Source organism: Aminobacterium thunnarium, assembly GCF_055390565.1.
Genome location: NZ_AP042412.1, coordinates 364,146 through 384,990, shown reverse-complemented (window position 1 = coordinate 384,990; position 20,845 = coordinate 364,146). Strand labels below are relative to the sequence as shown.

The 20,845-nt window shown below is 40.0% G+C and carries 24 protein-coding genes; 12 read left to right on the top strand and 12 right to left on the bottom strand.

The window, feature by feature from the left end:
* Positions 1-75: 75 nt before the first annotated feature.
* Both wrbA and ACZ5GY_RS01845 read left to right on the top strand, forming a co-directional pair.
* Positions 76-690 carry an NAD(P)H:quinone oxidoreductase gene (wrbA, locus tag ACZ5GY_RS01850; protein WP_213699834.1) on the top strand — a complete coding sequence of 205 codons (615 nt, stop codon included), beginning with the start codon at positions 76-78 and terminating at the stop codon, positions 688-690.
* On the top strand, positions 687-1,157 hold the full coding sequence (locus tag ACZ5GY_RS01845; RefSeq protein WP_464111941.1) for a methylated-DNA--[protein]-cysteine S-methyltransferase: 471 nt from the start codon (positions 687-689) through the stop codon (positions 1,155-1,157). The genes wrbA and ACZ5GY_RS01845 overlap by 4 nt, the downstream gene beginning before the upstream one ends.
* 3 nt (positions 1,158-1,160) lie before the next feature.
* Here the strand turns inward: ACZ5GY_RS01845 and ACZ5GY_RS01840 are convergent, their stop codons facing one another.
* Positions 1,161-1,901 carry a 4Fe-4S binding protein gene (locus ACZ5GY_RS01840; RefSeq protein WP_213691218.1) on the bottom strand — a complete coding sequence of 247 codons (741 nt, stop codon included), beginning with the start codon at positions 1,899-1,901 and terminating at the stop codon, positions 1,161-1,163.
* A gap of 132 nt (positions 1,902-2,033) precedes the next feature.
* Here ACZ5GY_RS01840 and ACZ5GY_RS01835 point away from each other — a divergent pair, with 132 nt between their 5' ends.
* The 8 genes from ACZ5GY_RS01835 (at position 2,034) to ACZ5GY_RS01800 (ending at position 8,857) form a co-directional block, all read left to right on the top strand.
* Positions 2,034-2,717 carry a class I SAM-dependent methyltransferase gene (locus ACZ5GY_RS01835; RefSeq protein ID WP_213699833.1) on the top strand — a complete coding sequence of 228 codons (684 nt, stop codon included), beginning with the start codon at positions 2,034-2,036 and terminating at the stop codon, positions 2,715-2,717.
* Positions 2,718-2,731: 14 nt separating this feature from the next.
* Positions 2,732-4,270 carry an ABC transporter substrate-binding protein gene (locus tag ACZ5GY_RS01830; protein ID WP_464111940.1) on the top strand — a complete coding sequence of 513 codons (1,539 nt, stop codon included), beginning with the start codon at positions 2,732-2,734 and terminating at the stop codon, positions 4,268-4,270.
* Positions 4,271-4,299: 29 nt separating this feature from the next.
* A complete protein-coding gene (locus ACZ5GY_RS01825) occupies positions 4,300-5,187 on the top strand; it encodes an ABC transporter permease (RefSeq protein WP_464111939.1) in 888 nt (295 codons plus the stop codon).
* On the top strand, positions 5,184-5,984 hold the full coding sequence (locus tag ACZ5GY_RS01820) for an ABC transporter permease (RefSeq protein WP_213695562.1): 801 nt from the start codon (positions 5,184-5,186) through the stop codon (positions 5,982-5,984). Before ACZ5GY_RS01825 ends, ACZ5GY_RS01820 begins: the two co-directional genes overlap by 4 nt.
* A complete protein-coding gene (locus ACZ5GY_RS01815; RefSeq protein ID WP_213691213.1) occupies positions 5,981-6,799 on the top strand; it encodes an ATP-binding cassette domain-containing protein in 819 nt (272 codons plus the stop codon). Before ACZ5GY_RS01820 ends, ACZ5GY_RS01815 begins: the two co-directional genes overlap by 4 nt.
* A 1-nt stretch (position 6,800) precedes the next feature.
* Positions 6,801-7,487, top strand: coding sequence for an ATP-binding cassette domain-containing protein (locus ACZ5GY_RS01810; protein WP_213691212.1), 687 nt, complete (start codon positions 6,801-6,803; stop codon positions 7,485-7,487).
* A 94-nt stretch (positions 7,488-7,581) separates the two neighbouring features.
* On the top strand, positions 7,582-8,139 hold the full coding sequence (dps, locus tag ACZ5GY_RS01805; RefSeq protein WP_213699831.1) for a DNA protection during starvation protein: 558 nt from the start codon (positions 7,582-7,584) through the stop codon (positions 8,137-8,139).
* Between the two features lie 196 nt (positions 8,140-8,335).
* Positions 8,336-8,857, top strand: a complete 522-nt coding sequence (locus ACZ5GY_RS01800; RefSeq protein ID WP_213695559.1) for a GNAT family N-acetyltransferase — start codon at positions 8,336-8,338, stop codon at positions 8,855-8,857.
* 4 nt (positions 8,858-8,861) lie between these two features.
* On the opposite strand, the gene ACZ5GY_RS01795 is transcribed toward ACZ5GY_RS01800, so the two are convergent.
* Both ACZ5GY_RS01795 and ACZ5GY_RS01790 read right to left on the bottom strand, forming a co-directional pair.
* Entirely contained in the window at positions 8,862-9,284 is a 423-nt protein-coding gene (locus ACZ5GY_RS01795) for a GNAT family N-acetyltransferase (protein ID WP_213695558.1), read from the bottom strand.
* A gap of 2 nt (positions 9,285-9,286) precedes the next feature.
* A complete protein-coding gene (locus ACZ5GY_RS01790; protein WP_213695557.1) occupies positions 9,287-9,889 on the bottom strand; it encodes a GrpB family protein in 603 nt (200 codons plus the stop codon).
* 170 nt (positions 9,890-10,059) lie between these two features.
* Between ACZ5GY_RS01790 and ACZ5GY_RS01785 the strand changes: the two genes are divergently transcribed.
* Positions 10,060-11,265 (top strand): hypothetical protein, encoded by a 1,206-nt coding sequence (locus ACZ5GY_RS01785; protein WP_464111938.1) that lies wholly within the window; start codon positions 10,060-10,062, stop codon positions 11,263-11,265.
* Between the two features lie 15 nt (positions 11,266-11,280).
* On the opposite strand, the gene ACZ5GY_RS01780 is transcribed toward ACZ5GY_RS01785, so the two are convergent.
* The 9 genes from ACZ5GY_RS01780 to ACZ5GY_RS01740 form a co-directional block, all read right to left on the bottom strand.
* On the bottom strand, positions 11,281-12,087 hold the full coding sequence (locus tag ACZ5GY_RS01780; RefSeq protein ID WP_464111937.1) for an SDR family NAD(P)-dependent oxidoreductase: 807 nt from the start codon (positions 12,085-12,087) through the stop codon (positions 11,281-11,283).
* A gap of 15 nt (positions 12,088-12,102) precedes the next feature.
* Complete coding sequence (locus ACZ5GY_RS01775) at positions 12,103-12,903, bottom strand: acetoacetate decarboxylase family protein (protein ID WP_213690379.1); 801 nt, start codon at positions 12,901-12,903, stop codon at positions 12,103-12,105.
* A 53-nt stretch (positions 12,904-12,956) separates the two neighbouring features.
* On the bottom strand, positions 12,957-13,901 hold the full coding sequence (locus ACZ5GY_RS01770; protein ID WP_213690380.1) for a thiamine pyrophosphate-dependent enzyme: 945 nt from the start codon (positions 13,899-13,901) through the stop codon (positions 12,957-12,959).
* A 13-nt stretch (positions 13,902-13,914) separates the two neighbouring features.
* Entirely contained in the window at positions 13,915-15,081 is a 1,167-nt protein-coding gene (gene porA, locus ACZ5GY_RS01765; protein ID WP_213699828.1) for a pyruvate ferredoxin oxidoreductase, read from the bottom strand.
* Between the two features lie 16 nt (positions 15,082-15,097).
* The gene (locus ACZ5GY_RS01760) at positions 15,098-15,424 is read right to left on the bottom strand and encodes a 4Fe-4S dicluster domain-containing protein (protein ID WP_213690382.1); all 327 of its coding nucleotides are present in this window, start codon (positions 15,422-15,424) and stop codon (positions 15,098-15,100) included.
* On the bottom strand, positions 15,421-16,014 hold the full coding sequence (locus ACZ5GY_RS01755; RefSeq protein ID WP_464111936.1) for a 2-oxoacid:acceptor oxidoreductase family protein: 594 nt from the start codon (positions 16,012-16,014) through the stop codon (positions 15,421-15,423). Before ACZ5GY_RS01755 ends, ACZ5GY_RS01760 begins: the two co-directional genes overlap by 4 nt.
* 241 nt (positions 16,015-16,255) lie before the next feature.
* A complete protein-coding gene (locus ACZ5GY_RS01750) occupies positions 16,256-16,744 on the bottom strand; it encodes a DUF1848 family protein (RefSeq protein ID WP_213690384.1) in 489 nt (162 codons plus the stop codon).
* A complete protein-coding gene (locus tag ACZ5GY_RS01745) occupies positions 16,650-16,880 on the bottom strand; it encodes a DUF1848 family protein (RefSeq protein WP_213690385.1) in 231 nt (76 codons plus the stop codon). The genes ACZ5GY_RS01750 and ACZ5GY_RS01745 overlap by 95 nt, the downstream gene beginning before the upstream one ends.
* Positions 16,881-16,892: 12 nt before the next feature.
* Positions 16,893-18,119 carry an aminotransferase class III-fold pyridoxal phosphate-dependent enzyme gene (locus tag ACZ5GY_RS01740; RefSeq protein ID WP_213690386.1) on the bottom strand — a complete coding sequence of 409 codons (1,227 nt, stop codon included), beginning with the start codon at positions 18,117-18,119 and terminating at the stop codon, positions 16,893-16,895.
* Between the two features lie 155 nt (positions 18,120-18,274).
* Between ACZ5GY_RS01740 and mprF the strand changes: the two genes are divergently transcribed.
* Positions 18,275-20,824 (top strand): bifunctional lysylphosphatidylglycerol flippase/synthetase MprF, encoded by a 2,550-nt coding sequence (mprF, locus tag ACZ5GY_RS01735; RefSeq protein ID WP_213690387.1) that lies wholly within the window; start codon positions 18,275-18,277, stop codon positions 20,822-20,824.
* Positions 20,825-20,845: the final 21 nt, after the last annotated feature.

Genomic DNA, 20,845 nt, shown 5'->3' with positions numbered 1-20,845 from the left:
TTTTATCATAGTACACTATAGAAAGTATTAGGGTAAAATAAAGAAAATTGTTTTATAAAAAAGGAGGTATAACGTATGGAGAAGGTAAAATGTGCCATCATTTATTACAGTATGACGGGAACAAACTATCAAATGGCTACCTGGGCAGCCGAAGCTGCAGAAATGGCAGGCGCCGATGTTCGCATACGCAAGGTACAAGAGCTTGCTCCTGAATCGGTAATCTCCGAAAATCACGCATGGAAAGCACATGTAGAGGTAACAAAAAACGTTAAAGTAGCCTCTTCAGAAGATGTAGACTGGGCTGATGTAATAATTTTCAGCACTCCTACTCGCTTTGGTAACGTTGCTGCACAGATGAAACAATTTATAGATCTCCAGGGAGAATTATGGGCTCAGGGAAAACTTGCAAACAAAGTTGTGAGTGCCATGTCTTCTGCTCAAAACCCACACGGAGGACAAGAAGCAACCATAAAAAATCTGTATATATCAATGATGCACTGGGGAGCTATAATCGTTCCACCTGGCTATACAGACAGCTCTATTTTCAAGGCTGGAGGAAACCCATATGGAACATCCGTTACTCAAAGCTCAAAATTAGGAATGGTTGAAGATGTTAAAGATGCCATCTTTCATCAGGCAAAAAGAACAGTAGAAGTTGCTATGTGGCTAAAGAAAGGACGTGAAATATGAAAAATATATTCTTTTATCATACCCCACTTGGAAAAATCGCAATCGCTGAAAACGAAGGCGCAATTACAAACCTCTATTTCGAAAAAGAAATTCCTGAAGGGGCACCTTTTCACGAAACAAAGTTACTTAAAAAAGCAGGAGAACAATTACACAACTATTTCTTAGGAGAACTCAAAGAATTTGATATTCCTCTTGCTCCGACTGGTACAGACTTTATGAAAAATGTATGGGAGAGCCTTTGCCACATACCTTATGGAGAAACACGTAGTTATCAACAAATTGCCGAAAGCATCGGAAATAAAAAAGCTTCACGAGCTGTAGGACTCGCTAATAATCGGAATCCTATTCCCATCTTTATTCCTTGCCATCGAGTTATCGGTGCAAACGGCAAGTTAGTTGGATACGGAGGCGGTCTGGAAATAAAATCGTTTCTTTTAGATCTAGAAAAAAAACATAAAAGCAATTAGCATTTATGCTTGTTTTCCTGCCTTAGAAAAAGAATATGAAATAACTTTTCTAGGGCAAATGTCTACGCATGCGCCGCAAGAAATACACTCATGGGAATACATGTTTTCTGAGCGAACCATGGCATTGACATCCAAGCTCATGGGACAACTTTTTGTGCATAATTTGCAATCAATACATTTAGACGAATCTGCCTCAAGATGTAAGTGAGGCATTTTTGTTTTTGTGGCTGCCCACTTTCCAGCAATCATAAAAGGGGCAAGTAAACAGCCATAATGACAAAAAGGTCTTCTCCCTATAAGAAGAGACAATATAACGATAGCCCCCATGGCAATATAAAACATTAGATATGATGTAGATGTTCTGAGAGAAAACCCTCCTTCTATACCATATAATGGTTTAATAGCCATTATTCCCCCGGCTTTTACAAATAAGAACATAAGAATAGCAAGCCAGATCATAGCTATGCCATATTTAATGAAATCATATTTGCCACCAACTACTCTACGATCGTTTGCAGGAAAAAGAACTTCTTGTACTGCCCCACCGGGACAAATCCATCCACAAAAAATCCGCCCTGCAAAAAAAGCAATAATAGCTGAAATAACCACAAAAAGAAGACTTGAGGTCACAATACCCCTCAATGCCCCCTGCAAAGTGAGTAGAGGTGAAAGGTAGAACATTGTTATAGGAAGAGAGAGAATAAAAATAACTAGCAAAGTCTTACGTATATTTTGACGTTTCATATAATCCCTCCTTACTTTAAACGACTATACCACAAATACCCGCTTGGGTATATACAAGAACAATGGTAACACAAAAAACAAAAAATGTGCTACCATTACAAGACAATAACTACCTCATCTTTGGAGGACCTCATGAATATATTTAAATCTCAAGAAAAAACTTCTGAAAAAATAGCATCATACTGGAGTTGGCGATCTAAGGTATACGACAACGCATGCTCAAAACATCATCAATGGCATGATATTTTTCTTACTCCTTTCAAAGGGAAGCAACCTCTTGATCTTCTTGATATGGGTTCTGGAACAGGATTTCTTGCTATCGGATTTGCCCAAAAAGGTCATAAAGTTATAGGCATGGATCTCTCTCCAGAGATGGTAAGCTTCGCAAAAAATGAAGCTAAAAAACAGAATCTCTCCGTTGAATTCTTTCTTGGGAATGCAGAGGAACCGCCTTATTTTCCCAATCTATTCGATGGAATAACTTGTCGAAATCTCTTATGGACCCTTCCAAATCCGTTGCAAGCTCTTACCTCCTGGAAAAAGCTCTTGAAGCCACATGGACAACTTGTTATAGCAGATGGTTTGTGGGAGCCCCGACTTTATCTTGCAAAGGAAGAGCCCGTCACTATGAAATTCAAAGAAGCTTATTCTGAAATAAGAGAGCAGCTTCCATTTTTTCTTGGTCTCTCTGTAGAAAATGGCATTTCCCTATTAAAGCAAGCTGGTTTTTCCCAAATCAAAAGATATGATCATCTTTTCTCTGAAAATCCTTATGAGTATAAAAACAAATTTTTTGTTTTATCAGCCAAAATATAGGGAGGGTAATATATATGAGAAGAAATATTTGCTTAATTTTTTGTTTTATCTTTATGTTGTTATTTTTTTCTGGATCTCCGGCTTCAAGCGCTCAAGGGCAACCACTTACTATTGTTTCTGCATGGGAAGCTTCTACAATAGATCCTGTTGTTTCAGGATTTGTTTTTACCCGTATGGGATGTCTTGAAACTCTTGTAACATCTGATAAAAAAGGTGGGATTGAACCTCGTCTTGCTACAACATGGAAAGTTTCTGAAGATGGGCTTATATGGGTTTTCGAACTTCGTAAAGGAGTTATTTTTCATGATGGAACTCCGCTTACAGGAGAAGTTGCTGCCGCTTCATTAAATCGGACTCTCGCCAAAGGCAGCCTCTTTAAAGGAACGCCTATTCAAAGTTTTTCAGGAGAAGGAATGAACGTTATAGTAACAACAGAACGTCCTTTTTCTGCTCTACCTGCGTACCTTGTTCATTATGCTTCAGCTATTTGCGCTCCTTCCTCTTTCGACAAAGAAGGTAAAGTTGTAAAAGTGGTAGGAACAGGATTTTATCGCTTGACATCTTTTCAGGAAGGGAAAGTTATTGACTTCGAAAGCTTTAATGATTATTGGGGAGACAACGCATCAATCTCTCATGCCCGATATTTCGCCGTTCCTAATCCTGAAACTCGAGTTCTCCTTGCGGAATCAGGAGAAGGAGATATTGTTGTAGACATTCCTGCTGATGCAGCTTTGCGGCTTCGAGAAAATAAAAATCTTACAGTTATAAGTGACCCCTTACCTCGCGTTCGTCTTCTCACAGTGAATGCTAAACTCCCCTTTTTCTCAAGTAGCCGTTTGCGCCATGCCCTTTCGTATCTCATCGATAGGGAAGGCATCGCAAAAGCACTATTAAAAAACAACAAATCAGGTGCAACTCAACTTTTTCCAACTGTTTCTGCTTGGCATAATCCCAAACTGACGCCCTTAAATTACGATCCTGAAAAAGGACGTAAGATACTTAAAGAAGAAGGCTGGCTTCCTGAAGGAAAACAAAAAATTCTAACTAAAAATGGACAACCGTTTGTTTTTGAAATATTAACGTATTCAAGCCGTCCAGACCTTCCTGTTATTGTAGAGGTCATTCAGCAAGCACTTCGGAATGAGGGAATTATTGTAAAAATCAGAGTTGAAAAATCGGGAATGGTTCCCGAAGGAAACAAAAACGGAACACTTGAATCTGCTTTCATTGCTAGAAATTTTGGTTTTGTTGCCGATCCTATAGGTACATTAACCTCAGACTTCGGCCCTGAGAAAGGGCGAGGTGGATGGGGAGCTATCAACTGGAATTCAACAACATTTGATGAAGCAGTTAAAACGTACATAGAAACATTCGAAACTGAAAGACAAGTTTCGTTACGGAAAACTATGACAAGCATTCTACAAGAAGAGCTCCCCGCTATTCCAATAGCGTGGTATGACAACCATGTTACGGTTAATCATAGGATTCAAGGAGTCTCTCTTGATCCTTCAGAAGTAAGGCCTTATCCAGAAGGGGTAGAATGGGCAAAATAATATTTTTCGCTCGGACATACTTTTTTCGTATGGTAATAGTTGCTCTGGGAGTGAGTACTCTGTGCTTTCTTGCAGTGGAATTCGCTCCCGGAGACCGAGCTCTTGATGTCGCTATGGCTCGTTATGGTCTAGACGGTGCAACAGCTTCTGCTGTTGAATATGTTCGTACTAGCGAAGGACTAGAGAAACATCCCTTTATTCGCTACAAGGCCTGGCTTTTTTCAGTCATTCAGGGGAGATGGGGGCATTCTCTTGTAGGAGGCGAAGAAATTTTCCCTATGCTGTTACGCTCTTTCAAACGTACAACCCTTTTAGCAGGATTTTCGTTACTCTTGTCTTTCTTATTTGCCTTTCCTCTCGGAATCTATTGTGGACGTCACCCTGGCCATTACGTTGATATCCTCTCTTCTTTGGCATCGAGTGTTCTTGTTTCCTTCCCTTCTTTTGTCAGAGGAGCCTTTCTTATACTCTTGTTGGCTGTCAATTTTCACTTTTTTCCTGTCGCCGGTTTTTCTTCTTTTTCCCACATGGTATTGCCTGCTATTACACTTGCCATCGGCCTTGCAGCAACTTCATCACGAGTCATAGCGTCATCCATTCAGCAAGCCTGCCAAACTGAGCATTATAAATTCGCACAACACAAAGGACTTTGTGGAAAGAACCTCTTCTTCCCTCATGGTCTTCTCAATGCTTCTGTTCCCATCGTAACTTACGTAGGATTACAAGCGGCAGGTCTTCTTGACGGCGTTGTGGTTATTGAAACGCTTTTTGCCTGGCCTGGTTTAGGAAGTTTACTTTTAGACGCTCTCCGTTCTGGAGATATTCTTGTTATTCAAGGTGCTGGATTATTGTTAGGCTGGATTTATGTTACGGTAAACACATTAACAGATTGGTTATCAGAGGGGTTCATTCTATGACAAGAAAACAAAAAGGAGCGATCCTGATTCTCATTGTCCTAATTTTGGGTTTAGTGTTTCTCTTTTTAAGAAATTCGAATCCTTTTGCTCAAAATCTTTTACATACGTTGGAATCTTCGTCTAAATCTCATATTTTAGGAACGGATCATTTGGGAAGAGACCTTGGTGCTCGCATCGCAAAAGGGGCTTTCAATTCTATTCTTTTGTCTGCTATATGTGTCTTGGGGTCTTTATTTATAGGGCTATCTCTCGGTTCTCTCGCAGCATACAAAAAATCAAATATTGAAAAGGGGCTTTTAATATTTACAGACATTGTTATGGCTTTCCCTGGAATTGTCTTGGCAATTGTATTAAGCGCTCTTACTCAAGGAGGACCTTGCGCAGTTGTCATTGCTCTTATCTTTACAGGATGGCCTCAATATTTTCGAATGGTACGCAACCTACTTAAGGGAATTTTAGGAAGCCCTTACGTTGAAGCCGCTCAAATAGCAGGGTTTCCAACCCCTATTCTTTTAGGGAAATACGTATTTCCAAAACTTGTTCCTACCATTGGTGTAATGGCTGCTCTTGCATGGGGAAAGACTATTCTAGAAATATCTTCTTTAGGTTTTTTAGGAATTGGGATGGCACCACCAGAACCAGAATTAGGAGCCATGATATCTGAAGGAATGTCGTACATGAGAACAGCTCCACAAGTTGTTTTTTTACCAGGAACAGTCATTTTTCTTTTTGTCTTTGCCTTTCTTCTTCTTGGGGACGGGAAAAATCGTAATTGTACAGGAGGATATCACATATGATCTCTTCTCTTTCTGTACAGCATCTTTTTATTCTTGATGAGAAAAAGAAACCTCTCGTACAAAATGTCTCTTTTTCCATTTCCTCAAAAAGTGTCTTTTTTCTGATAGGCGAAACAGGGAGCGGAAAAAGTCTCATCGCCCAAACTATTGCAGGAACACTTCCTAAAAGGCTCACCGCCAAGGGCAAAATTTTTTTTGAAAAGCAGAATCTTCTCCTGCTAAAAGACAGTGAAAGGCAAAAGCTCTGGGGAAAATCTCTCTTTCTTATGCCACAAGAACCTTTTTCTGCTCTTAACCCCTTACTCTCTGTTTTCCACCAAGTACGAGAGATATTTGAATATACGAAAGGAATGAAAAGGAATCAAGCAAATGAATCAACAAAAGACATTCTTTCAATATTAGGCATTCCTTATCAAGTTTTTAAAGAAAAACCTCATAAGCTTTCGGGAGGAATGGCCCAAAGAGTGCTCTTGGCAATGGCACTCGCATCTCCAGCAAAATTTATTCTATTGGATGAACCCACCAAAGGTCTAGATTCGTCACGAAAAAAAGATGCCATCCTTCTCATAAAAGAAATTTTAAATAACGGGAAAACGCTTCTTTGCATTACCCACGACCTTTCTCTCCCTCTTGCGATAGAAGGGAATATAGGCATCCTTTTTAGAGGAATACTTGTGGAAGAGGGAAAATCAAAAGATATCTTGGGGTCTCCTACCCATCCATACACGCAAGGTCTGCTAGATGCCCTTCCCGAACGTGGGCTACATCCTATTCCAGAAGAATTACTGGAAAAGCTTGAAAGGACGTGGCTTTAATATGGGGAATATTCCCGTAGTAGAAGGGCAACATCTCTCTAAGATTTTTACAAGGAAAAACAACACTCGTGTTACTCTTTTTTCTAATTTATCTCTCTCTTTATACAGAGGAGAGATTGTAGGTTTATGGGGGTTATCAGGAAAAGGAAAAACGACTCTCGGGAATTTGTTACTCGACATTATCTCCCCCGATGAAGGAAATGTATTATGGAAAGGTGAAAACATATCTACTCTATCTCATAAAGAGAAAAAAAGACTTCGTCCCCTCTTTCAAAAAATTCACCAAGATCCAGGTTCATCTTTTCCCTCTCATCTAAAGATGCAAACTGTTTTTAGAGACTTTTATAAATGGGGAAAACACGCAGTCTTTTCTTCGGAACAACATTGGTGGGATTCTCTACATGAAGGAATGAAAAAGGCATCACTTTCAGAAAAACTTCTCGATAGATATCCATGTCAGCTTTCTGGTGGAGAACTTCAAAGATTTGCCCTTCTTAGAGCAATGCTTTTCTCCCCCCTTTTTCTTGTAGCTGATGAACCTACATCTCGTCTTGATCCTTCAGTCCAAGCCAAAGTCGCACACATGATTGCAGAAGATGCATACAAAAGAAACGTGACTATTCTTTTCATTTCTCACGACAAAGCTCTTTTAAGGGCTATATGTTCAAGGATCATTCACCTCGAATAGTTGTCAGAATAAAACAAAAAGTTTAAACTTAAACGTGCCGACTTCCAAAGAGTATAAAAGCTCTATCAAGAAATAGTAAAAGGAGGCGAGTCACGTGGCAAAAGTTGCAAGAGAAATGGTAGAAAAAGCAGGGATCAATGTCGACCAACTTCTTCAGCTTTTAATATCAAATGCAGCTGCGGAACTCACTACATTCTACTATTACACAATTTTGAGGGCGAACCTTATTGGTCTGGAAGGCGAAGGGATAAAAGAGATTGCTGAGACTGCTCGTATTGAAGACAGAAATCATTTTGAAGCTCTCGTTCCTCGTATTTATGAACTTGGAGGTAAACTTCCCGACGATATGAAAGCATTCCATGACATTTCGGCATGTCCCCCAGCCAGATTACCGGAAGACTCAACAGATGTAAAAGCAATTTTAAAAGTATTAGTGGAAGCCGAACGTTGCGCCGTTCGGGGATATACTCACATTTGTAATATGACAGCAGGAAAAGACCACCGCACCTATGCTTTAGCTCAAGCCATTTTACAAGAAGAAATTGAGCATGAATCATGGTTCTCTGAATTTCTAGGTGAAGGTCCTTCAGGTCACTTTATGAGAAGAGGAGAAACATCACCTTTCGTACGCCCTTTCATGCCATCTGTATAAACTTTCTTTCACTAAATATCAAAGGGCCTCAAAATTTAAATTGAGGTCCTTTTTTCTATTTTGTTACTCTCCTTCCCTATTGGCATATAAAAGAGAACAAACAGATCTTTAATCATGTGGTAAAATCAACTATCTTTATACGCCGTACTGACCAGAGGAATTAAGGCTTGGTGTATCTATAAGAGAGGAATACTGAATGGGAATGCAGCTACAACTGATTAAACCCTCTTTGCATATAAAAAAAGAATATTTAGATTTCGCAAGGGAATGGCAAAAGAATGATGAAGAGATTATTCCCTGGGCAGCTCGGCTGATGGGAAAAGATTATAAATCATGGGTAGAGGAAACTCAAAAAAATGAAAAAACTCCTCCCCCTCATCTGGTTCCTTCCAGTACCTTTTTTCTTATAAATACTGATGGGGTAATAATCGGTGCAATCAACATTAGACATTATCTGAACGAAGCATTATTACGTACAGGAGGGCATATCGGTTACGGTATACGTCCTTTTTTTCGTGGTAATGGTTTTGCAACTCATATGCTAGCCTTGGCACTTCCTATAACTCGAAATTTGGGGATTACAAAAGCACTACTTACATGTGACAAGCAAAACATCGCTTCAGCTAAAACGATCATAAAAAATGGCGGAATACTTGAAAATGAAATAAATGAAGAGACAAGAATTACACAACGATATTGGATTTCTCTAGACATGTAAATATCTACTTTTTCCATATCATAGAGAACTCAACCATACCTGTATTTTCATCGACAAGTTCCTCTTTCACAATAAAACCTTCGCGTAAGTAGAAACTGATAGCCCTTCTGTTTTTTTCATATACATTCAAGCGTAAAGAATCATATATAGATTTAACTTTATCTATCAACTTTGATCCAATACCTTTCGACTGTTCAGACTCGAAGACAAATATTCCCGCTATATATCCTTGATCAACGCCTATAAACCCCTGCACGCCATTTTCATCTTCATATACATAGACATCGGCCATAGGAAAAATGAGTCTAACCCCATTAAAATTTTGGGCCCAATACTCTTTAGGAATAAAAGGATGAGCTTGGACATTACCACTAAGCCATATTTCCATAACTCTATCTAAATCTTTTATGCTAAATTTTCTTATCATATCTATCTTCCACAACATTTGCCTTCTAAGTCATACCGACCTGCATATAATTTACTAGCAATATTAGTGTAGTGCATAATAAATTCGGTTTTAGCTTCAGTATATTTATCTCTATCGTGTTCGTATTCCTTCTTTAATCTTTCTTTCAATCTCCCATACTTTTCTGCTACATTTGCGTGTGTCAAAAGATAATCACGAAAATATAATTCGTTCCAATCTCCCAAATATCTGACGTGAAGATGAAATACTCTTTCTGCAAATCCTTTTAATGTGTATCCCTTCATAAACATCATATGTGGAGGTGGATTATCTGGCTGAGGAAAAAAGATATACTCATTATTCTCTAATAAATGAATTAAAAAGTTAGAATCGCATCGTTTTCGTATTTCAAGCAATATATCAATCGTAGGTTTTGCCACTAAACCTTGAACTGACGTACTGCCTATATGGTTTATTCTCTCTATGTTCTCTTCTTTAACAATACGCATGATATTCAATTTCTCTTCCAAATACCATCGAGCATACTCGGGGTTGTGTTCTTTTAAAATAATTGGAAACAAAGCCCACAACTCTTCGTTCGACATTGATTTTAAATCTTTCTCCATTGTTATATACCTCTTTACTAAAATAGTTTGACAATTAATCGATAGAGCGTAAATATTATATTAATAATTATCTTATGCAAATAAAAATACTCCCATTTAAAGCTAAAGAACAAGTTATACATAGAATGAGTCGAGTAACGTAACCTTAAATTATAAGGAGAATTTGTAAAATGAAAAAAAATAATCTATTGGCAATGGCAGATATCTCCTTTGATGTCGTCATTCTGATAATTATCGGGATGGTTATGTTGCTTACTGGAATTTTGCTTTTTCCAGTATCAACAGGAAGACTTCCTTATTATGAAAACGGCCTATACGGTTTGCTTTTGTTCATTTTCGCTTTGCAGATGATCACTCTCGGTAAAACTCCATTCGGAGATATGCGCAGAACAAAATCATTACTTGTTGTTGGCTTGATCATTGCAGCTATAGGCATTATGACATGTTTTATACCAGACATGTTCAACAATATTCCCCGAATGCTACTTTTTTTCTGCTTCGGCCTTGGCGGTTTCTTGCTGCTTCTTCAAATGATATTTTCTAAAGACAAACTTCGATCATGGTTAAAATATGGAAAGATATTCCGTTCACTCTCCTTCGCCTGCGCAACTATTTACTTACTATCAATGCTAATCGGGATACTCATCTTAAAAAAGGATTTACTAACAACGTCTAAAACAGCAGTAGTAATACTAATTTACGGAATCGCCATTATCTACCTTGCAAAAATTCTTCGGAAAATATATCTCAACTATCCAGAGGCTGGGAATTTAAATAACGAAACTAGCATTGACCTTTCTACTGATAAGGCAATGATTTTACTGACAGGAATCTTCATGGTTTTACTCGGGTTTTTATTACTCCCTGTCAATTTCGGTCTACTTCCATTTTCTGGAAGCGCGCAACTGGGATTATTGATGATTATCTTTGCGATTCGGATGCTCGCCTTCGGAAACACACCACTAGGGCCATTTCCACGCTCGTGGCTCATGATTTTTCTTGGCCTCCTATTCGCAGCACTTGGAATTACTTCTTGTATCATTCCTGAAATACTTGTTTCTCCTCTTACTATGCTTGTCGGAGTACTCAACATTCTTGGAGGAGCCATTATGCTCTGGAAAATATGCGCTCCTATTTTTAAAAAACTAGGAAAATCACAATCTCCTGTCCCTACAATATTAGTTAGACTTACATTAGCCCAACTCACACTAAATCTGGTCTCCATTCTTTTTGGTACATCAATGCTTATTGCCCATCTGATTTCAGGACGGGTAATTGGTGTAATTCTCGCAGCAAACGGATTCGTTCTTCTGTACCTATTACATATACTGAAACTTATAGACGAAATGCAAAGAGAAATGAATATTACTAACTAACATTGCTCTCTTTGCCTAATAATAGACGCCCTTTGTTTGATAATTTTTACGACGTACATTCGCTATTTCACTAGCAATTTTGTCGAATTCTTCTCTGTTTTCCCTATAAAGAGCATCCATATCTCGCATAACTTGAGGAAAGATAATAACAAGAGACTTTTTTTCAATTTCTTCAAGAATATAATCAACAGCCTCGTCAACACTTATTGCGTCTGGAGGAGGAGCCATACCTCCAAATGCCGATGTAGCGACATTGCCGGGACAAAAAACGCTGAACTGTAGCCCTTCCGCTTCTAGCTCGTATTTCAAACTCTCAGTCATTGAAATAACTGCACTTTTACTTGCTGCATATACAGCTTGATAAGGCACAGGAATACGTCCTGTAATAGAACCCGTGTTTATAATATGTCCAAACCCTTGCTCTCGCATTATAGGAATTGCTGTATATGTTCCATGAACAATCCCCATTAGATTCAACTCAATTATTGATTTCCAAATGTCAAAAGTTATTTTCCCTGTAGGAAGAGTCATCCCCTTCCCCGCGTTATTAAACACAAAATCAAGATGCCCGTCGAAAGCTCTTGCTGCATTGATAAGTTTTTCAACATCCGCTAGCATAGTCACATCTGTCTTCATCGGGAAAACTTGCCCATCATAATTTGTGTTTAGACGTTCAGATTCCCTTTCAAGATTTTCTTCGTTCACATCGCCCATAAATACTGCTGTCGCTCCTCGCATAAGTAGATGCTCCGTTAATCCCAAGCCTATACCCGCGGCAGCTCCAGTTACAACTGCAACCTTACCTTCAAAATATTCACTCATAGCAACCCCCCCTTTTTATGGCAACATTTTAGAGTCGCCTACATTGAGTCTGGATACCCCTTTTATCATCAAGGAATTTGTGTATTTCACTATTGGTAACGCTGAAAGGGTATCAATGATTCTGCTCTGTAGCGGATGTTGCTCTTGGGTAAGCCGAGTCCATTCAATCTTACCCTCACCTTTCCAGACCTGTTTTGCTATCATTTCTTGTGGATAAAGTGTTGCGTGGCTTAACGTAGCACCTCCTTTACCCAAATTGGGCAAATAACGCCATCCAAAGAGGTTAACCTTAGAATGTTCGTTGACCTTACCAACATCCTTTTCGGAAACTTCTTCTCCTCTTACAAAATTAAGTTTTATGAAATTACAACTTTCATAGCTCGCTGCAGTGTACCAATGATCTTTAATATGTCTTTCAAACGCAATGTCTGCAAAAAGTTTGGGCATGCCATCCTCTTCTCGTCCCCCAATAATAGGACACGCCTTGTTCTCCCATATGACAAATACATATTCACCAGCTAATCCATCAGAATTTCCAACATATTCAACTGGAGCGCTAAGCTGTATGAGCCGATACTCGCCACCTGACATCCAATCAACATCTCGACAGTTTGCATATTGAACGTTTACTAAGGGCTGAAGAAGATTAAAATCTTCAGGAATGAGTTCCAACAAGGGCTCTTGTTCTGTTTCAAACTGAATGCTAATACACCTCATATCTCCATACTCTGTCCGTACCGGGTAAAAGGGGTATCCCCAAAAATGTACCGGCATTTTATAAACAAAGTCTTCTCGGAATTTAAATTTTCCTCTCAAAATATCACCTCCAGCCAAAAGGAAAAGCCGACTTTAAAAAGTCGGCCTTTTCGTTACTCCTGCGGTATCCAAGTCTCTTTACAACGATCTAGTATGTAGCTCCAATCTATCTCTATATCTGCCTGAGCTTGCTCTAAAAGAGCCTTGGATTTCTCCCCTTTGAAAAGGTGAGAATAACGTCCCTGGGGTTTCAAAAACTCTTCAATAGGCACACGTTTTTTAGGCTTATACGAAAGTTTCCATTCCCCGTCTATAACTTCATATATAGGCCAAAAACGGGTTTCAGCAGCCTTCTTACAAATATCTCCCTGCAACGCCGGATCAATTCTCCAGAAAAGAACACAGGGAACAAGAATATTAACGAAAGCTGGGCCGGGCGTTTCTATGGCTCTTTTGACCTTAGTGGCAACGTCTATGTGATTAAAGAGAGTTGTCTGAGCCACATAGGGAATATGATGGGCAGCAGCAATACTTGTAAGATCTTTAGGTTTCTGTAGTTTTCCGGGAATAACGCTGCCAGCAGGAGAAGTAGTTGCATTAGCTCCACGAGGAGTAGCACTACTTCGTTGCGCCCCCGTATTCATATATCCCTGGTTGTTATAACAAATATAGGTAAAATCATGTCCTCTTTCCAAAGCCCCGGAAAGAGACTGCAAACCTATATCGTACGTTCCACCATCGCCTCCGAAGGCAACAATTTTAATCTTTTTATCTATCTTCCCTCTTTTTCTTAAAGCCTGATAGGCTGCCTCAACACCGGAAGCTCCCGCTCCAGCATTTTCAAAGGCCGTATGAATCCATGGCACACGCCAAGCACTGAAGGGATATACAGTTGTAGAAACCTCAAGGCAACCTGTTGCATTGATTATGACAAGAGGGGAATCTACGCCCATGAGTCCCTGATGTACGGCCGTCGGGGCGCCACATCCAGGGCACATGCGGTGTCCTTGCGTCATAGGGCTTTTTTTATGAACAACATCGCTGATTTTTATACTCATCTTCGCCATCCCCCTATTCTAGAAGGCCGATATAGTGCTCTTCATGCGAAATCTTGCCATTGATGAGGTCCATGAAGATTCCTTCTGCATACTGCGGGAAGAAATCTCTTCCCCCAAGACCATAAATGCAGCTATTGACAGGAACCAAGTCCCCGGCAGCATAGAGGGCACTTCTTACTTCTGCAACGAGAGGCGCGGTTCCGCCAATGCTTAAACATCTATCTAAAACAGCAATAGCCTTTTTCCCTTTAAGAACAGCAGCTATCGCTTCAGCAGGGAAGGGACGGAACATACGAACGCGAAGACAACCGACCTTATGCCCCTTATTTCTCATCTCATCAACCACATCTTTGACAGCTCCTGACGCTGAAGACATAACAACAATAACAAAATCAGCATCTTCAGTTTTGTAACAATCGATCATGGGATAATATCGACCTGATATAGACTCGAATTCTTTCGCTATCTTGTCATAAAGAACGAGGGCCTTTTTATGTGCTTCGATCTGCTGACGTTTAATTTCAAAGTAATACTCAGACATAGCGAAGGATCCGTATGTTACGGGATTTTCGACATCAAGCAGAGGATTGATAGGATTTCTTTCTCCCACGAAATTTTTCACAACATCATCGTCAAGGAACTCTACAGGTTCAAAACCATGGCTTGTAATAAAGCCGTCCTGACAAACAAATACGGGGGTGAGAATATCCTTGTTCTCGCTGAGCCGTATCGCCATAATGGCAGAATCATAGACTTCCTGGGCATCTTCACAATATAGATGTATCCAACCATAATCTCGCTGAGCCATACTATCACTGTGATCACAGTGAATATTTATGGGTGCCCCTACACTTCTGTTTACTAGACCAAAAACAATGGGTGTTCTGAAACAGCCTGCGATAGGAAAAACCTCATGCATAAGTGCTACTCCATTTGCACTTGAAGCAGTCATAACACGGGCTCCAGCAGCTGAGGCTGTTACGCAGGCTGTTATGGCAGAATGCTCACTTTCCACCGTAACGAAATTTGTATCGACCTCACCGTTTGCAACAAATTCTGCAAACTTCATAATTATGTCTGTCGATGGAGTTATGGGGTAAGCTGCGACTACGTCTGGATTTATCTGACGCATCGCTTCAGCAAAAGCCCAATTTCCTGATGTAATCTCTTTACGTGGCATCTTTTTCCGCCCCCTTCTACGCGAAATCTGATTCAGGCCGCATCTCTATCGCCTTTTTGGGGCATACTTGGGCGCATATTCCACAGCCTTTACAATAGAAGTAGTCGATACCCGTTACCTTTCCGTTCTCATCGGTTGTAATTGAACGATCCGGGCACTGAACCCAACAAAGCATGCAAGAAATACACTCTTCTCCATTCCATACCGGACGAATGCTTCGCCATTGGCCTGTTTCAACATTCTCAGCCGAAGCCCCGTAAGTAATTCCTCCCATAGGAACATCCTGCCATCTTTTAGGCTTGCCCATGTCTTTCATTTCTTTCCAATTTTTGCACGTACTCATCCGATTTGTACCTCCTCATAGCCCCTCTTAATGGCCCTGAGATTGGCGGCCAGCACCTTTTCAGGTAGCTTTGCCATCTTATGAGAGAAGTGGTCAACAAATGCCTGAATGGGAACCTCTGTAAAAATATGAGCAAAAGTTCCGAGCATAGGAGCGTTGGGGCGATTCTGGCCAAATTCCTCCAGTGTGATTTTTGTCGCATCAATTGTTATAACCTTGACTGCATCTGGAAGGCCGAGTTTTTCCTTAATATCGGCAGGTGACATGGGAGTATTGATAAGATAAACCGTATTGTCATCGCATCCCTCGGTTGGACGAGCAGCATCGAGCAAAGTGGGGTCTATGACTGCAACTACATTGGGATTCTGAACTCCACAGCGTTTGCGGATTGGTTGATCAGAAACCCTGTTGTAGGCCTTCATAGGCGCTCCCTGACGTTCTGCACCGTACTCGGGGAAAGACTGGACGAATTTCCCGGCTCCAAACAATACCTCAGAAAGTATTGCTGAACCCGATTTGGCTCCCTGGCCTCCTCGTCCATGCCACCTGATTTCAATGGCGAGAGGCATTACTACATCAACTCCTTTCAAATTTGGTGAAATCGGAGTACATGTAAAAAGCAGTCTTATGAGCAACGCCAGATCATCGAAAAGTAAACTCAGAAGTAGGACAGCGCATCGGGAAAACTAGATCACATTAAAAAGCTAACCAATTTTTATAAAACTTATTGGAGAATTCTTGCAATATCATAGCGTATTTATCCTTTTATATAAAATAGATTCTTTTATGCAGAGTGGCATAAACTATGGGGAATATAATCTCTAATGTGGATTAGCTCAAAATTGCGTCGTTTTTCTCATCATGTTCTTGGAAATTTTTCATTACTAAATTGGGTGAAGAATTCGCATAACAGTAGAGGCAAAGGTGGGGACACGTGTTATATGCACCTATATCTTTACTCCGCACACAACAACATTCAGGTCTCTGCCCTCGATCTTTACGTTGAGGACTTATTTTTAAAAAAAGCTTATCATCAATACATTTGTTGTGCTCTATTCCGTAACAGCTCAGATCTACTTTTTCCCCACACGTAGCAACAGAAATTCCCCAATTTTGACAGTATCTGGAAATTTTTTGAGCAATGAAAATCATGTCGTCTTCACTAAAATTTCGATAATGAATTCCCGTTTTCTTGAGGTTTGATCGAACTTTACGTATATTTTCTCTAAAAGATCTTGCGGCTGAATAGCCCCGAAAACGTATATGTAACAAAAGAGGGGCTGGATTTTTTGACCAAAAAACAACTCCTCGGCGGGGCATATCCTTCCTCTAGCCGCCTCATAAACCACGGCATATAAAAAGCTGGAATATCAGTCGCTCGACTGGCAGAAAGTAAAATAGGGCAAATAGCTTCTTGAGGCCCTTTTTGTGTCTTGATAGTCGTTTTGCTCCACATATTTTACCTTTTCTATTTTTTCTCTTCTAAAATCTGTTTCAATGAGAGAACGAAGCCATCCACTTCTTCCTCTCCCAACGTAAGCGGCGCATAACAATGTATAAAATTAAACAGGGGTGAATACCCTGTAAAATATCCCTTATTCAGAAGCGCCTCAAAAACTTGTTCCGCCATATAATCGGCTTCCAAGTCAATTACATTCATCATGCCTCGGCCGCGAATTTCCTTCACACCAACAACGCATGTCTTCAGTTTTTGAAGCTTTTGACGCAGATATTCCCCAATTCTACTGCCACGCTCAACAAGTTTACCCCGCTTCATGACCTCTATAACTTTTCTCGCTACTGCACATCCAAGTGGGTCATCAATGTGAGATTGAACATAACGCAATTTGAGATCCGTCATCTTTTTACCAAGTTGCGAACGAATCAAGACTCCACTTATGGGATAGCCATTACCAAGTCCCTTCCCCATCGCAATGATTTCTGGAGAGTGACTCTCTCCTTGCAAACAATCGTAGTATTGAAAACCAAACCAGCGACCAGTGCGACCGAATCCAGTAGTGACCTCGTTTGAAACAACAACGCCTCCAGTAGAGCGAATTCGTTTTGTCAAATAAGAGATTAGCTTTTCTGGAGGGCAAAGCACACGTCCGCCAGCATTACCTGCCTCAAATACAAAACAAGCACAAGACATAAAATCTACATTCTTGAATTTGCCGCAACTTTCGCAATCCTGCTTTTTATCACACTCTATACATTCTGTTACATTAAGATCTACCCACGTTTTAGGATCACGCGGCATCCGCAATTCTGAAGAGGTTCCAAGATACGACAACGTTGTGCATAATTTTTTTCTTCGCTGCGTCAATTTTTCAGCCATCCATACAGCCATGGAGACAGCTTCACTACCGGAAGAAAGATAGGTACCATCGTAATCACATGGAAGACCAGCGGCATCTGTAACTTCCTGCGTTAGACAAGCAGAATGTTCCGTTGTAAAAAACTGATGTAAATGCATAGACTTCACAGACTGACTCGACATTGTCGCCAATATCTCTGGATGAGCATGTCCCAAAACAGCAGCCCAACAACCCGATTCCATATCGACTAAAGTTCCGTATTCTGCTGTCTGGATACGGTTTCCCTGGGCACTCAACACAGTTAAGCTAACATGAGGACTTTCGAATAAGCGCAAACGTTTATCACTACTGGAACAACTTTCTTTAACTTCTTCCATTCTCACATTCCTCCTATATCTTCCTCGTTTATGAAACAACGAAAATATACTATGGTTATAGAAAATTCTGGAATTTACTGCATCTATATGCGAGAAGAGTGAGTGTGATAATATTTCAGAAACGAACATAATTCCTCGTTAAGAGGTGAAATATTATGAAACGTTTGTTGAGCAAATTAAACGCATTCGAAACGATAATAAAAAATTTACTACCCGTTATTGGACTTTCTCTTTTTATCACTGCCTTGTGGGTTCTTCACAAAGAACTCAAAGATTACCATATTCACGATATTCTATTTCAGCTAACACAAATTCCCTTTAAATATATTATTTTTGCTTTTTTATTCATGATATGCGACTACTTCGTTCTTACATTATATGATTTCCTTGCCCTTAAAAGTATAGGTCATCCGTTAAATTATGGCAGCGCTTGTTTAGCTTCGTTTATTTCTTTCGCATTCAGCCATAATATCGGATTCAGCTTAGTCTCTGGTGGGTCTATACGTTATAGAATATACACATCGTTAGGGCTTTCTCCTATTGAAATAGCACGCATAATCGGGTTCACTAGTGGCACCTTCTGGTTAGGTTATAGCATTATTGGTGGAGCTGCTTTTTTACTTGATCCTCTTGTTTTACCGGGGCAATTCCACATTCCTTTCGGTTCTCTTCATTTTTTGGGAGTGCTTATTCTCATTCCAGGTATTCTTTATCTCGGATTTTCCCTTTTGCATCGTACTCCCTTTGATATTCGCATAGTTTTGCCTCAAGCCATCATTGCCATTTCTGACTGGCTTCTTGCCTCTTCAGTATTATTTATACTGATACGAAATACTTCGGGCATATCATTCTTTTACTTTCTCGGAATATTTCTCCTCGCACAATTATCGGGAGTGATCAGCCAAGTACCAGGAGGACTTGGAGTTTTTGAAACAGTCATAATTTTACTTATGCCACCAACTATTGATAAACATACTCTTATGGGAAATCTTCTCGTTTATAGAGGTATTTATTACATCGTTCCCTTTTTCACGGCAATCGTATGCCTTGGTTTACGAGAAACCGTATCAAATGGAAAACGTTTAGTCACCAAAGGGAAAAAACTAACGTCAACACTTCTTATATTAATTCCCTACCTTTTTTCGTTAGGAACATTTATTGCCGGTGCCATTCTTCTTGTATCGGGATCTCTTCCCATCCCCATGGGATATTTGCATTTTATGGATAAATACATTCCTCTTGCCCTTATTGAAGCATCTCACTTTTTGAGCGCTATCACTGGTATGGCTCTTATTTTTCTCTCTCAAGGATTGTTGAGAAAGATAGATACAGCATGGTTCCTTACATGTGTATTGCTTGCATCGGGAATTGTCTTCTCTCTGTTTAGAGGTGCTCGGTACATTGAGGTGGGAATACTCGTTACCATGATTATTTCTCTTATTCCTGCAAAAAAACACTTTACCCGAAAAGGGATGTTACTCGGAAATGTCATGAGCACCCAATGGTTGATAAGTGTGCTTCTTGTCTTAATTGCAACAACTTGGGTCGGCTTTTTTTCTTATCGCCATGTAAACTATTCTTCCCAACTATGGTGGCAATTTACCCTTGAAAGTAATGCTCCGAGATTCCTTCGAGCTCAGGTAGGAATACTCATTTTTCTCTGCATCGCCGCCATGAAACAGCTGTTCAAACACGCAAACATAAAAGGACCTAAAGAAGAAACCAATTGGCCCGCTGTAGAAAAGATTGTGTCACTATCCACCAAAAGCGAGTCTTATCTTGCCATGTTAGGCGATAAAAAGTTTTACTTCAGCGCTTCTGAAAACTCTATGATAATGTACGGCATTCACGGAAAAAGTTGGATTTCCATGGGAGACCCTATTGGCACTGAAGAAGAATTTTCAGACTTACTTTGGGGGTTTCGAGAGCTTGCCGATAAATACGAAGGAAACACTGTGTTTTATCAGGTATCACCGTCTCAAATTGCAAACTATGTAGATATGGGCTTAACGCTTGTTAAGCTTGGGGAAGTTGGAAGAGTCTCTCTTGGTGAATTCGATCTAGAAGGAAGCTCAAAGAAAAAATTCAGATGGGTTCTGAGAAAGGCAGAAAAGGAAGGCCTGCGTTTTAGAGTTCTCATGCCATCAGAAAGCGCACTTGTAATGAATCGTATCGAAGAAATTTCAACCCTTTGGCTGGCTGATAAAAACACAAGAGAGAAAGGCTTTTCATTGGGATTTTTTGATAGGGATTACATGAGCAAATTCCCAATTGGTATAGTTGAGATTGATTCTTCAATAGTAGCCTTTTGCAATCTCTGGACCAGTTATGGGAGGGAAGAACTTTCTCCAGACCTTATGCGTTATACATCGGATGTTCCAATGGAAGTTATGGATTACCTCTTTTTAAAGACTATGATATGGGGAAAAGAACAGGGATTTGCATATTTCAACCTTGGGATGGCCCCACTTTCCGGATTAGAAGGGCACAAAATGGCACCTTTATGGCATAAATTCGGTAATTTTCTCTACCGCCATGGAGAATACTTTTATAATTTTCAGGGTTTAAGAATGTATAAAGATAAATTTACACCTCAGTGGGAAGCACGATATCTTGCTTTTCCTGGGAAATTATCTTTACCTAAAGTATTAGCAGATATATCATCCCTCATTGCCGGAGGAATAACTGGCATTTTTAGGAAATAGACTCCTCCGGCAAGAATTCGA

What these genes read in the sequence shown, in the direction of transcription:
- ACZ5GY_RS01795 (WP_213695558.1), bottom strand. Translation starts at nt 9,284, where the DNA reads ATGATAAGAAAATTTAGCATAAAAGATTTAGATAGAGTTATGGAAATA.
- porA (WP_213699828.1), bottom strand. Translation starts at nt 15,081, where the DNA reads ATGCCACGTAAAGAGATTACATCAGGAAATTGGGCTTTTGCTGAAGCG.
- ACZ5GY_RS01790 (WP_213695557.1), bottom strand. Translation starts at nt 9,889, where the DNA reads ATGGAGAAAGATTTAAAATCAATGTCGAACGAAGAGTTGTGGGCTTTG.
- ACZ5GY_RS01780 (WP_464111937.1), bottom strand. Translation starts at nt 12,087, where the DNA reads ATGAGTGAATATTTTGAAGGTAAGGTTGCAGTTGTAACTGGAGCTGCC.
- ACZ5GY_RS01825 (WP_464111939.1), top strand. Translation starts at nt 4,300, where the DNA reads ATGGTAATAGTTGCTCTGGGAGTGAGTACTCTGTGCTTTCTTGCAGTG.
- ACZ5GY_RS01800 (WP_213695559.1), top strand. Translation starts at nt 8,336, where the DNA reads ATGGGAATGCAGCTACAACTGATTAAACCCTCTTTGCATATAAAAAAA.
- ACZ5GY_RS01760 (WP_213690382.1), bottom strand. Translation starts at nt 15,424, where the DNA reads ATGAGTACGTGCAAAAATTGGAAAGAAATGAAAGACATGGGCAAGCCT.
- ACZ5GY_RS01770 (WP_213690380.1), bottom strand. Translation starts at nt 13,901, where the DNA reads ATGAGTATAAAAATCAGCGATGTTGTTCATAAAAAAAGCCCTATGACG.
- ACZ5GY_RS01830 (WP_464111940.1), top strand. Translation starts at nt 2,732, where the DNA reads ATGAGAAGAAATATTTGCTTAATTTTTTGTTTTATCTTTATGTTGTTA.
- wrbA (WP_213699834.1), top strand. Translation starts at nt 76, where the DNA reads ATGGAGAAGGTAAAATGTGCCATCATTTATTACAGTATGACGGGAACA.
- ACZ5GY_RS01840 (WP_213691218.1), bottom strand. Translation starts at nt 1,901, where the DNA reads ATGAAACGTCAAAATATACGTAAGACTTTGCTAGTTATTTTTATTCTC.
- ACZ5GY_RS01740 (WP_213690386.1), bottom strand. Translation starts at nt 18,119, where the DNA reads ATGGAAGAAGTTAAAGAAAGTTGTTCCAGTAGTGATAAACGTTTGCGC.
- ACZ5GY_RS01815 (WP_213691213.1), top strand. Translation starts at nt 5,981, where the DNA reads ATGATCTCTTCTCTTTCTGTACAGCATCTTTTTATTCTTGATGAGAAA.
- ACZ5GY_RS01810 (WP_213691212.1), top strand. Translation starts at nt 6,801, where the DNA reads ATGGGGAATATTCCCGTAGTAGAAGGGCAACATCTCTCTAAGATTTTT.
- ACZ5GY_RS01820 (WP_213695562.1), top strand. Translation starts at nt 5,184, where the DNA reads ATGACAAGAAAACAAAAAGGAGCGATCCTGATTCTCATTGTCCTAATT.
- mprF (WP_213690387.1), top strand. Translation starts at nt 18,275, where the DNA reads ATGAAACGTTTGTTGAGCAAATTAAACGCATTCGAAACGATAATAAAA.
- ACZ5GY_RS01745 (WP_213690385.1), bottom strand. Translation starts at nt 16,880, where the DNA reads ATGTGGAGCAAAACGACTATCAAGACACAAAAAGGGCCTCAAGAAGCT.
- ACZ5GY_RS01835 (WP_213699833.1), top strand. Translation starts at nt 2,034, where the DNA reads ATGAATATATTTAAATCTCAAGAAAAAACTTCTGAAAAAATAGCATCA.
- ACZ5GY_RS01845 (WP_464111941.1), top strand. Translation starts at nt 687, where the DNA reads ATGAAAAATATATTCTTTTATCATACCCCACTTGGAAAAATCGCAATC.
- ACZ5GY_RS01750 (WP_213690384.1), bottom strand. Translation starts at nt 16,744, where the DNA reads ATGCCCCGCCGAGGAGTTGTTTTTTGGTCAAAAAATCCAGCCCCTCTT.
- ACZ5GY_RS01785 (WP_464111938.1), top strand. Translation starts at nt 10,060, where the DNA reads ATGAAAAAAAATAATCTATTGGCAATGGCAGATATCTCCTTTGATGTC.